Consider the following 12,262-nt stretch of genomic DNA (forward strand, 5'->3'; position numbering starts at 1 on the left):
ATTTTAAAATACCTCCTTGAATTTGCTGTACAATTCCTTTCGTACAGATGTTTTTATTTATTTTAAAAATCAGATTGATTTTTAAATTCAAATTTTCTTTTTGCCAATTCTATTTAATTGACAATTGACAATTGACAGTGAAGGCTGTTTTTATGCTTAGGCATAAGAAACTTTTAATTACTATTTAGCAACTTTGTTGCAACTTTTTTACTTCATTACTTATCAATTTGCAATTGATTTTTAGTTGTTTTAACAATAGAATTTAATATTCTATTTATTTCTTTACACTGGTTTATAATTCCGTAGGAATCTTTAGCATCTATATATTTAGTTGCCTTTAACAATTCTAACCAGTACTCTGTTTCAGAAGCCTCTTTTAACGATATATTCATTTTCATCAAGAAATCTCGTTTGCTAGACGCTTGTAAAGCTTCTTTGATGTTTGCACCAATACTAGTGCCTGATCTTAGTACTTGCTTTGAAAGTACATATTCCTTTTTCTCAAAGAATAAATATTTATATAAATTTACTATTTCTATAGCAAAATCAAATGCTTTGCTATAAATTAAACTTTCTTTCATTTGTCATCCTCCTAAATTAATCAGTTGTGTTGAATTGATTTTTGAGTTTGTTATTTTCAATTCTCCATTTTTAATTTTCAATGCCTTACATTTTGATGTTGGACATTGCTGAGTTAATTTATTCGGTTGGTTGTTTTGTTTTTACTTCTCAGCTTTTTTCTGGGCTGAGAGGGGATTTTTATAAATAAAAAAGAGCGGTTTTCTTTATTCCACAGCATCCTGCTGATTCTTAAAGAAAACCGCTCTTCCTGAACGTCTTGGTATTTAGTTTTTAAGGCTTGTACTAAATCAAATATTTGTTTACACTTGTTTTAGTAGTCTTTGTTCTTCTTCGTATAGTTCGCCTCTTTTGATTTTTATTTCTTTTGGTGCATCAATTGCAAGTCTTAAATGACCATCTTCGCTTTTGATTACTGCCACCTTTATTTTGTCATCAATTACCACATATTCTCCTGGCTTACGTCCTAATACTAGCACTTATAAATCCCCCTCATAAATTCGCATTTTAAAATAAACAATGAGCAAACAAACCCTAGCGTTTCCAGCTTCCTGCTGGAATTTTTTAAGGTACAATTTGCTCATCCTGAGTATTTTCATATTTAGTTAATTTAAAATGTAATTTACAGGAAGCCCTTTTAAAGAGCTTCCATTTATCTTTCATCCTGAAAGATTCAGTAAACCGAAGAACTCTTCCTGAGTTATATTTATTTTATCGTATTAACAATTATATACTTTACACTTTTTTATAACTTTTTTATAAAAATTCTCAAGACGTTGAAAGCTTTTTCTATACTTTCTAAATAACATTATATATGGTAAATTAATCTAATTCAATGCTATTTGATAAATTTTTTTCCTACAAATATATATAGGTACAATTCATACTCTTTGTTCATTTGTTTTATATTCGTATCAAAGACCATCATGATTGAAGTCCCATCTACGAATTAAAAATAAAATTTCATCATTGTAATATATTTTCACTAGGTTTTATTTGTTTAAGTTTTAAAAATATTAATTTAGAACAAAGAGGTTTTATAGAATTATTTTTAATGAAACCTCTTATTCCTTTGTAGCTGAAGTTTTAACTTTGGCGGTCTTTGATTTCAATGCTCTTCTAAGTCCAGGTAGAATAAATTCCACCCTACGTTTAAATCAATAATTTTTTAAATTTAAAATAATATGTACTAGCAAGAATGATTTCCCGGCTACAGTGAAAAAATAATCCCAACTGCAAATTAAAAAATATATTATTAATCTTTATTTTATACGTTCATCAAGATTGAACTACACATTACGAATAAAAATTTATCCAATTAGCACATTAAAGTTATTATAAGTTGAAACAGTATAGTTTGTTCATTTTTATTTTAGTAGAGTTTCAATTTATTAATATTTTTTGACATTTTTCTTTGTATCATTGTTATGCTTTTTCTACATTTATTTTGTGTTTAACACTAATTAGTATTTTATGTAATTTTATAACTGTTAATAATCACAATTTATTCAATAGTTATCCACACATTAAGGAACTTATACACATTAGATTGTGAATAGTTTGAATTTATAAACATTTTACCTGTGTATTACTAACTGTTTTTAATTTTTATGTCTATTTTTAATAAAAAGTTTGTCTTATGATGTAGAATTTTACTGCTATTTTTATTTTAATATCTGTTAATACTACAGTTAGCAACAATTTATCTGTGTATAATTTTTTATTATCTGAATTTTAGTGCAACAATCCACAACTAGTATTTGTTTTATTGAAAAGTTATCAACAATTCTGAAGATTTTGTGTGTACAATGTTATTAACTTTTGAAATCAAATTTGTTAGTTTTTGTGTTTTTAAATTATATATTATTTTTATGAAAAAATTTAGCTTACTTCATTATTTACAATTACTTAATAAAAAATTTTAATTTTTATATTTTTAAACTATTGATTTTTTCTTTCTATATATTTTAAGTGATTTTTAACTATTTTTTTCTTGTCATGAAAATTTTGGACAAGCAAAATATTTTCAATTAGAATAAATATAACCTTTAATCATTACATAGTATGTATAATTTAGATTTTATATGCATTTATAAAGTGATATTTATAGATTTATTTTAAATTCAACAATGTTGTTCGTTAACAATTTTAAAAACCAGATTAAAGTGTTTAATCAAAAATAATAGCTTTATCAGATGATACTAGCAACATTATAGTTTATTCCTGTTTTTGTACAGGGTTCCAAGTTGAAATTCAAAATAATCTCTTTCTCAAATCATACTAGAGATATCACAATTTATATTTGGAACCAGTTGAAAATTGACAATTATTTTAAATACCTAAAAACTACGTTTTTATATTGTTTTCAATTAATTTGCTGTACAAATTATCATAAAAATTGATTTAAAAAAACTGATACTTCAGTTTTATCCTTCATTGTTAATTGTTCATCGTTAATTTTGTATAACACTTTAAATTGCTCTTTCTCAACTAAAACATGAATAACTTAAAGTTTTAACTTACATTCCTATAGGGTTCCAAGTTTAACATTTAAATTATTCAATCAAAAAATTGGAACGCAAAATAGTGATGCATGCTCATAAACTTAGCATTTTAAAATTTATGAATAACTTAAAGTTTGAGCTTGTTTCACTATATATCTAATTATGTGGAGGTGAAACAAATGATAAAGGCATTACAAAATAAAGAGCTTTCTGATTCTGAGTATATTTATACTTTAAAGAAAATTATAAGTAATGTTCAAAATGGCATTAAACTTTCTGGTCTTTGTGAAGAAATGGGTAATAGACGAATTATAGATGAAGTTAACAGCCATCCTGTTAATACACATGATTTAAAGGCTAGAGATACTACAAAGCATGTTTGCCCTATGGATTTAAGATTAAAAGATGGAAAGCATCATACAAGTTATAGTGGTTGTTTTTATCACTGTGGATATAATGAGTATTTAAATAGTTCTACAGACGAACAAATTGCTTTAGTCAAAGATTTGATAAAAAAATATGAAGAGTTAAATGATGACAATGATAATAGTGAAACACCATTGGCTAGTGAAAGTAGTCATCAAATTAATGATTTAAATTATCCATTTTTTGATTAGAGTATTGCTAGATTTTATTATTTTTAATTTTTTAAAATACCAATCAACAAGAGGGACAGACGCTTTATTTGCTAGTTTCCATTTCATAATTTACTTACCTTTTTGAATTAGATAATTAACCTAGCAAGTGAAGTCAGTCCCAGGAGGCTTGCTAACTCTTGTTGCTATATCAAAAAAACCGGGATTAAAATCCCGGCTACTTTACCAATGGACATTTGACAGTTATGGATGATATTATTCATTTCATTCACAATATCTTAATTTGTATTTTAATAGAATAGAATGAATTCTACCCTACAAATATTGTTATATTAATTTTGTTACTCCTTTGTAGCTGAAGTTTTAACTTTGGCGGTCTTTAATTTTGATGCTCTTCTATGTCCAGGTAGAATGAATTCCACCCTACGTTTAAATCAATAATTTTTTAAACTTAAAATAATAACATGTAATAGCAATGTTAAAACCTCGCCTACTTTATCAATTGAAAGTTGACAATGGACATTTGACAGTTATGGATGATATTATTCATTTCATTCATAATATCTTAATTTGTATTTTAATAGGATAGAATGAATTCTACCCTACAAATGTTGTTATATTAATTTTGTTACTCCTTTGTAGCTGAAGTTTTAACTTTGGCGGTCTTTAATTTTGATACTATCCTAAGTCCAGGTAGAATGAATTCCACCCTACGTTTAAATCAATAATTTTTAAAATTTAAAATAATAACGTGTAATAGCAAGGTTAAAACCTCGCCTACTTTACCAATTGACAGTTATTGATGATATTATTCATTTCATTCATAATATCTTGATTTGTATTTTAATAAGGTAGAATGAATTCCACCCTACCAAATAGGTGTTTCATTAACTTATTAATCCCTTGTAGCTGAGACTTTAGTCTTGGCGGTTTTTGATTTGGCTACAACCTTCAATATAACATCGTGCAATTGCAAGGTTAAAACCTCGCCTACGGAGATTGGGACAAATTTTAATTTTTACATAAAAAAATAGTTTCAATGAATTTCATTGAAACTATTTTTCTGAAGTTTGTTAAAATGTTTTTTTGATGTTAGTTTTTTTATTTATATATATTTTTTTATTTTAAGCTTTTTTATTAATTATTTATTGTTTTTTAAGTCTTCATCTATTGCTTTAGCAGCTTTTTTACCAGCTTCCATAGCAAGGATAACTGTTGCAGCACCTGTTACAGCATCTCCACCAGCGTATACTTTAACTTTTGAAGTTTTTCCTGTTTCTTCATCAGCTACGATACATTTTCTTTTATTTGTTTCTAATCCTTCTGTTGTTGAAGGTATTAATGGGTTTGGAGATGTTCCAAGTGACATTATTACTGTGTCACAATCAATTACAAATTCTGATCCAGGTATTTCTACTGGTCTTCTTCTGCCTGATGCATCTGCTTCTCCAAGTTCCATTTTTATGCATTTCATACCATTAACCCAACCATTTTCATCACTTAAGATTTCAACTGGATTAACTAGAAGGTCAAATATAATGCCTTCTTCTTCTGCATGATGTACTTCTTCAGCTCTTGCTGGAAGTTCTGATTTACTTCTTCTATATACTATGTGAGTTTCTGCACCTAATCTTAAAGCTGTTCTAGCTGCGTCCATAGCAACGTTTCCGCCACCTACAACACAAACTTTCTTACCAGCTTTAATTGGTGTTGGAGAATCTTCTTTGAATGCTTTCATTAAGTTATTTCTTGTTAAGAATTCATTAGCTGAGAATACTCCACTTAAGTTTTCTCCATTGATTCCCATGAATTTTGGAAGACCTGCACCTGAACCTATAAATATAGCTTCAAAGTTTTCTTCACTCATTAATTCATCAACTGTTATAGTTTTACCTATTATTACATTTGTTTCTATTTTAACACCTAATTTTCTTAGGTTTTCTATTTCATGTTTAACAACTGTTTCTTTTGGAAGTCTAAATTCTGGAATACCATAAACTAAAACTCCACCTGCTTCATGTAATGCTTCAAATACAGTTACATCGTAACCCATTTTAGCAAGTTCTCCTGCACAAGTTATTCCTGCAGGACCACATCCTATAACAGCTACTTTTTTACCATTTTTTTCTGCTGTTTCTGATAAGTCAACATCATGTTCTCTTGACCAGTCAGCAACAAATCTTTCAAGTTTACCAATTGCAACAGCTTCTCCTTTTATTCCAAGAACACATTTGCTTTCACATTGTAATTCTTGTGGACAAACTCTACCACAAACTGCTGGTAATGCAGTGTATTTATTTAATATTTTAGCTGCTTCTTCAAAATTTTTAGCTGCTACTTCATGTACAAATGCAGGTATATCTATTGATACTGGGCATTTGCTCATACAAGGTTTGTTTTTACAATTTAAACATCTTGAAGCTTCTTGTACAGCTTCCTCTTCATTATATCCTAAACAAACTTCTTCAAAGTTTGTTGCTCTCACTTTAGCATCTTGCTCTGATATTGGAGTTCTTTTCATTCTATCTATAGCCATTATTTTGTACCTCCTAATCTACAGCTTTTTTGAGCTTCTTCAGCTTTGTACATTCCAGATCTTCTCATAGCTTGATCAAAATCAACTTTATGTCCATCAAATTCTGGTCCATCTACACAAGCAAATTTAGTTTCGCCATCAACAGTAATTCTGCAAGCTCCACACATACCAGTTCCATCAACCATTATTGGGTTCATACTTACTACTGTTTGAAGATTTAATTTTTCTGTTAATCTACAAGCAAATTTCATCATTATCATAGGTCCTATACAAATACATAAATCATATTTTTGACCTTGGTTGTATAATTCCTCTAATTGAGCTGTAACCATACCTTTGAATGCATATGATCCATCATCTGTACAAGTGAATACATTTCCTGATACAGATTTCATTTCTTCTTCAAGGATTACCATTTCTTTGTTTTTGAATCCCATTATTACATCAGCTTTTACACCATGTTCATGTAACCATTTAACTTGTGGATAAACTGGCGCAGCACCAACTCCACCTGCTATAAATAATATTTTTTTGTTTTTAAGTTCTTCTATATCTTCATGTAATAATTCTGATTCAACACCTAGTGGTCCAACAAAATCATGTACATAGTCCCCTTCATTAAATGTTGCTAATTCTTTAGTTGAGCAACCCATAGCTTGAACTACTATAGTAACTGTTCCTTTTACTGGATCAGTATCACAAACTGTTAAAGGAACTCTTTCTCCATCTTCAGTATTTCTTAAGATTATAAATTGACCAGGTTTAGCTGATTTAGCAACTCTTGGAGCTTCTATATTCATTAAGAATATATTAGGAGCTAAATCTCTTTTTTCGGTTATCTTATACATTCCAAATTCCTCCAAATTCAATATAATATTGTTTGTCCACTTTTAATATTTTATAGAAAAACAAGTTTAAAATTTAATTAATATTTACTCTAAAAATAAAAGTCAATATTAATGCATTTATATACATGTTTTACTATTAAGGATATCTAAGTTTAAAAGAATTATGTTAAAGTTTCACCTTAGACCCCTGTATGTAATTTCAAAAATAAAATCTTAAATTTTACTTTTGAAATTAATTGAAAATTGACAATGAAAAATTGAAATTATTTTTTTATATTCAGTTCTTCATTCTCAATTCTATTTTAAAATTAATTAACTTTAATCATATAATAAAAGTGTATTAAATGTGTTATACAATTACATTTATAGTATATCATATTAATTATTCTTTTTCTTTATTTTTCAATATTTAAACTTTAAATACATTATTTTATGTATTACCGTTGATTTACACTAAGTTAAACGTTATCTTTTTCAACTTAAATCAAAATTTCGCTCAATAAATTTAATATTGAAACTTTTCCAAATACATAAAGTTCCAAACTCAAATTCAAAGTAATATCTTTATCAAATAATACTACTTAAATCACATTTTATTCATATTTTTATATTGGAACCAACTAAAAATTAATTCAAAAAAACTGATACTTAAGTTTTACCACTCATTGTTAATTTATTTTTTTAAAACTTATATTGCTATATAGATTTATACTTTAATATTTTAACTTCTAAAATTATTAATTAATAATTTCAGATTTAAATTTTATTCTTCAATGTTGTATCCTTTATTTTTGCCCCAATAACATACTATGTTTTATTTTTTCATATATGCAAATTTTTTATATATGAAAAAAAGTTGATATTTTTAAAATTATTTTTTGCATAATAATACAAGCCATCTATATATTTTTAATTTCATTGTAATAAATAAAATTTATTCTTAATAGTGAGCTTGTCCATAATTTATAAATATAAAAAAATAGACCTTGTAAATACGCACAAAAATAAATGCTATTTACACCTGTCCTTTTATCTGAAAGTTTCCCCAAGATAAAATCTCGAGTTTCTCCTTCGATGCCATAATAGAATAATTATTCATCTAATTCTAAAATGATCTCTCCAGGGTTGTGTCCAATTATTGTATGTTACCTGAAAGTTTTTGAATACACCATAGCTATAATATTCATTTCTTCTTCGGTTATTCTATCAATATTAGAATATCTTCAACAATTTTCATCCACTAAATATTTTCTTTTCTCTTATATTTTATATTTTTCTATTGATATAGTCAATAAGAATTGTTTATATTATTTGAATTTTTTAATTTTTTGATAAAATCCTTTGATAAATTTTATAATTTTTTTTATATAATTATAAATACAAGTAAAAAAATTGTAATTTAAAATTAATCTCATATATATTATAAATAATTATGCAAATATACAAAACTTTTATATATGAATCCAATATGGAAAATGAATTTATTTTTATTTTTATTGGTAAAAAGATATTTAAACTAGCGTATAAAAATTAACAATGAAGTATAAACCTAAAAGCTCAGTTTTTAAAATTAACTTTTAAAATAATTTATAGAACAAATTAATTAAAGCTTATAAAAACTTAGTTTTTATGAAATTGCATATATAAATATTAAGAACAAAGTGAATAATATTCACCATAACTATTCACTTTTCACTCTTACTTCTTAGTTCTTAATTTGTTCCAAATATGCTAATAGAATAGACTGTAAGATTAGTATTATCATTTGATAAAAAGATTACTTTGAATTTGAACTTGGAACCCTATATATTAGTTTTATGAAATAACACATATAAACTCTAGAAAATCTTTAATTATATATTTTAAAGATTTTCTAGAGTTATTATTATTTTCTATTCTATAACTTTAAAAGTTGATTTAAAAGCATTTTCTGGTGATGCTGGATATGCATCTTCTTTTGTTACATCTGTATTTGATAAACTCCATGTATCTACTATAGTTCCATCTGCTCTTTCTAATACATACTTATCAACAAGACACCATTTAGCAACTATAAATCTTTTTCCTTTTCTTGAATCTGTTGTTGTTAGTGTTTCTTCGATTGTTGTCTCTTGCACACTTGTTGTTGTTGTACTTTGAGAAATTCTTAATTCATTTGAAATTTGAGTTGATAGTTTTGCTGTAAGTCCATAAAAAGAAAATCCTAAATCTGCTCCAACAGATATACTTGTTGTATTAGTGAATTGTTTGTTTTTTTCTTCTGACATTCCTGATTTATAAGTAACTTTCTTTGTTTCATCAAAAACTCCTGAAAACTCTATTTGATAAAGCTTTTTCCAATACTCTACTTTTGCTAATTTATAATAAGGTGTTTTCTTTATTGCTGTTGCTAAGTCAAACGTGTCATCATTTACACAAAAATATGGGATTAGAGTTTCACTGACTCTGACTTCATCTGTTTTTTCTGGAAGTATTGTATCAAAATCTTTTAGTCTTGGAATTACTACATCTACTAATTCTTCTAACTTGCTAGGTTTAGGCATATTTGCATCTTCTACCTTTTTCAAAATGAACCTTTGATTGTCTCCTCCATGTTCTCTATATTGTATTATTTGTACTTCATTATCCTTTTTACCTTTACAAACATCTAAAACTTTTCCACTATGTTTTGCTTCTATAATCACATCATTTTCACTACTTTTCATTAAAAATCTTTGATTACCACTTCCATGTGGAGTAAATTGAATTAAATTTGCACCATCATCTTTACTTCCCCCATAAATATCAAAAACCTTTCCACTATGCTTTGCACCAATCATATAGCTATTATCATCTAATGAAAAAAGTAAAAACTTTTGATTATCACCATTATTGAAGTCATATTGAATAACTTTAGTGCTGTCATCCTTTAATCCTTTATATATATCTAAAACCTTTCCACTATGCTTGCATTGAATATTATATACATTTCCCTCATAATTTTTATTTGTCATTGCATAACCCCCTATTGTATATTTTATTTTTTCCACTTTTATTAATACTCCTTGCATTGTTACAAAATTACATTCATTTTGTACTTTTACACTTTATTAACAAATAAATTTATTCGTATACATTGTATTAATTAAATTTATTCCTGATTCATAGCTGAGGTTTTAACCTGGGTGGTCTTTAATATAGATATAAAATTTAAAATACTAACGTATAACAGCAAGAATAAATTCTCGCCTAGAATGATTGGCACAAATTTTCTTCTCCCTTTGTAGACGAGACTTTAGTCTTGGCGGTAATGTATCCTTGCTAAATTTTATTGATTTTGTCTTCAAAGATACTAATCAACAAAAAGGACGGACATATCATAGATAATTGCCTCATATTAGTTTAGTCTCCCTTTTTAATAAGATACTTAATTTAACACGTAAAGTCAGTGCCTAAAAAATTTAAAATAATATCGTGTAATTGCAAGGTTAAAACCTCGCCTACTTTACCAATTGACAGTCGACAATGAACATTGGACAGTTACTGATGATATTATTCATTTCATTCACAATATCTTGATTTATATTTTTAATTGTGTAGAATAAATTCTATCCTACAAAGATTGGTACATTAACTTTCTTACTCATTCGTAGCTGAGGTTTTAACTTTGGCGGTCTTTGATTTGGATACTCTTCTAAGTCCAGGTGGAATGAATTCCACCCTACTTTACCAATTGACAGTTGACAATGGACATTTGACAGTTATTGATGACACTATTCATTTCATTCATAGTCTCTTTATTTGTATTTTAATTGTGTAGACTGAATTCTCCCCTACAAAGATTGCTACATTAACTCATTACCCCTTCGTAGCTGAGACTTCAGTCTTGGCGGTTTTGGATATGGCTGCATTACTCAAACTAATAACTTTCAATTGCAAGGTTAAAACCTCGCCTACAGGTTGGTTTGCACATTTTAATAATTTAATAACATTTACCTATGTAAAAACAAATAAAGCCATTGATTTAGAATTTGCATTCTATTTCAATGGCTTTGTTTTTTAACTAACCCTATTATATTTTAAGAAATCTTCTTCAAACTATTATTTAGTATAGTCGTAGAATCCTCTTTTTGTTTTTCTTCCAAGGTATCCAGCTCTAACATATTTTCTTAATAAGCTGTTTGCTCTGTATTTAGAGTCTCCTGATTCTTTATATAATACGTCCATTATAGCAAGACATACATCAAGACCTATTAAATCACCTAATGCTAAAGGTCCCATTGGATGGTTTGCACCAAGCATCATAGCTTTATCTATACCTTCAACAGTAGCTATTCCTTGGTCTAAAATTCCTATAGCTTCATTTATCATAGGTATTAATACTCTATTTACAACAAATCCTGGAGCTTCTTTAACTTCTACAGGTTCTTTACCTACTTCTGCTGCTAAATTTCTTATTGTTGTGAATGTATCATCAGAAGTAGCCATACCTCTTATTACCTCTACAAGTTTCATTGCTGTTGCAGGGTTAAAGAAGTGCATTCCTATAACTTTTTCTGGTCTAGTTGTATAACTAGCTATTTCTGTTATAGAAAGTGATGAAGTGTTTGAAGCAAAGATTGTTTCTGGTTTACAAATTTTATCTAATTTATCAAAGTAAGCTCTTTTAGTTTCCATATTTTCTGCTATAGCTTCGATTATTAAATCTACATCTTTTACATCTTCCATTTTATCAGTTCCAGATATTCTGCCTAAAATCTCATTTTTAACTTCTTCAGTCATTTTTCCTTTAGCAACTGATTTTTCTAATCTTTTTGTTATTCCTGGAAGATTAACATTGTTGTATTTCTCCATATTTCTTACTAACATAGTAACTTCATAGCCCTTAGTTGCAAAAACTTGTGCTATTCCAGCACCCATTGTACCTGCACCTATAATACATACATTTTTCATTGAAACTACCCCCAATTTTATATATATTTAAACATACCTTCGTCATAAAAAGACAAAAGTTTGTTTTAAATTTAACTAACTAAATTAAAAAAATTTAAGTTATTTCCCCATGATTGTCTAACACGTAATAATTTATATTTAATAAAACATTCCCCAATGTTTCAACATAAATATCTTACCGCTCTTTATATACTTATAACTTTTTAAACCCTATTTTTTACATATCCCTATTTTCTATTTAACTTTTATTTTATAAGATAGAAATTG

8 protein-coding genes and 1 riboswitch are annotated in these 12,262 nt (G+C 27.2%); of the genes, 2 read left to right on the plus strand and 6 right to left on the minus strand.

Annotated features, from left to right (window positions below):
- Nucleotides 1-215: 215 nt before the first annotated feature.
- Together BN346_RS04150 and BN346_RS04155 are read right to left on the minus strand one after the other, a co-directional pair.
- Nucleotides 216-581, minus strand: coding sequence for a four helix bundle protein (locus BN346_RS04150; protein WP_034439764.1), 366 nt, complete (start codon nucleotides 579-581; stop codon nucleotides 216-218).
- 300 nt (nucleotides 582-881) lie between these two features.
- Complete coding sequence (locus tag BN346_RS04155) at nucleotides 882-1,058, minus strand: carbon storage regulator (RefSeq protein ID WP_034439766.1); 177 nt, start codon at nucleotides 1,056-1,058, stop codon at nucleotides 882-884.
- 2,204 nt (nucleotides 1,059-3,262) lie between these two features.
- Here BN346_RS04155 and BN346_RS04160 point away from each other — a divergent pair.
- Nucleotides 3,263-3,700 carry a hypothetical protein gene (locus BN346_RS04160; protein WP_034439768.1) on the plus strand — a complete coding sequence of 146 codons (438 nt, stop codon included), beginning with the start codon at nucleotides 3,263-3,265 and terminating at the stop codon, nucleotides 3,698-3,700.
- A 1,120-nt stretch (nucleotides 3,701-4,820) separates the two neighbouring features.
- Here BN346_RS04160 and gltA read toward each other — a convergent pair.
- The 3 genes from gltA to BN346_RS04175 all read right to left on the minus strand — a co-directional run bounded on the left by gltA (nucleotide 4,821) and on the right by BN346_RS04175 (nucleotide 10,056).
- Entirely contained in the window at nucleotides 4,821-6,209 is a 1,389-nt protein-coding gene (gene gltA, locus BN346_RS04165; RefSeq protein ID WP_101541671.1) for an NADPH-dependent glutamate synthase, read from the minus strand.
- A gap of 5 nt (nucleotides 6,210-6,214) precedes the next feature.
- On the minus strand, nucleotides 6,215-7,063 hold the full coding sequence (locus BN346_RS04170; RefSeq protein WP_034439772.1) for a sulfide/dihydroorotate dehydrogenase-like FAD/NAD-binding protein: 849 nt from the start codon (nucleotides 7,061-7,063) through the stop codon (nucleotides 6,215-6,217).
- Between the two features lie 1,011 nt (nucleotides 7,064-8,074).
- Nucleotides 8,075-8,196, minus strand: a riboswitch (glycine riboswitch).
- A 759-nt stretch (nucleotides 8,197-8,955) separates the two neighbouring features.
- Nucleotides 8,956-10,056, minus strand: coding sequence for an RICIN domain-containing protein (locus BN346_RS04175; protein ID WP_034439775.1), 1,101 nt, complete (start codon nucleotides 10,054-10,056; stop codon nucleotides 8,956-8,958).
- An 887-nt stretch (nucleotides 10,057-10,943) separates the two neighbouring features.
- Between BN346_RS04175 and BN346_RS21510 the strand changes: the two genes are divergently transcribed.
- Nucleotides 10,944-11,105, plus strand: a complete 162-nt coding sequence (locus BN346_RS21510) for a hypothetical protein (RefSeq protein WP_158644442.1) — start codon at nucleotides 10,944-10,946, stop codon at nucleotides 11,103-11,105.
- Between the two features lie 38 nt (nucleotides 11,106-11,143).
- Here BN346_RS21510 and BN346_RS04180 read toward each other — a convergent pair whose 3' ends face one another.
- Complete coding sequence (locus tag BN346_RS04180; RefSeq protein WP_034439778.1) at nucleotides 11,144-11,995, minus strand: 3-hydroxybutyryl-CoA dehydrogenase; 852 nt, start codon at nucleotides 11,993-11,995, stop codon at nucleotides 11,144-11,146.
- Nucleotides 11,996-12,262 lie beyond the last annotated feature (267 nt).

This window comes from Clostridium ihumii AP5 (assembly GCF_000612845.1).
Classification (GTDB): domain Bacteria; phylum Bacillota; class Clostridia; order Clostridiales; family Clostridiaceae; genus Clostridium_J; species Clostridium_J ihumii.

Excerpts from the sequence above, each read along its gene's own strand:
- BN346_RS04170 (WP_034439772.1), bottom strand. The coding sequence starts at position 7,063 with ATGTATAAGATAACCGAAAAAAGAGATTTAGCTCCTAATATATTCTTA.
- BN346_RS04160 (WP_034439768.1), top strand. The coding sequence starts at position 3,263 with ATGATAAAGGCATTACAAAATAAAGAGCTTTCTGATTCTGAGTATATT.
- BN346_RS04150 (WP_034439764.1), bottom strand. The coding sequence starts at position 581 with ATGAAAGAAAGTTTAATTTATAGCAAAGCATTTGATTTTGCTATAGAA.
- BN346_RS04175 (WP_034439775.1), bottom strand. The coding sequence starts at position 10,056 with ATGACAAATAAAAATTATGAGGGAAATGTATATAATATTCAATGCAAG.
- BN346_RS04180 (WP_034439778.1), bottom strand. The coding sequence starts at position 11,995 with ATGAAAAATGTATGTATTATAGGTGCAGGTACAATGGGTGCTGGAATA.
- BN346_RS21510 (WP_158644442.1), top strand. The coding sequence starts at position 10,944 with ATGGCTGCATTACTCAAACTAATAACTTTCAATTGCAAGGTTAAAACC.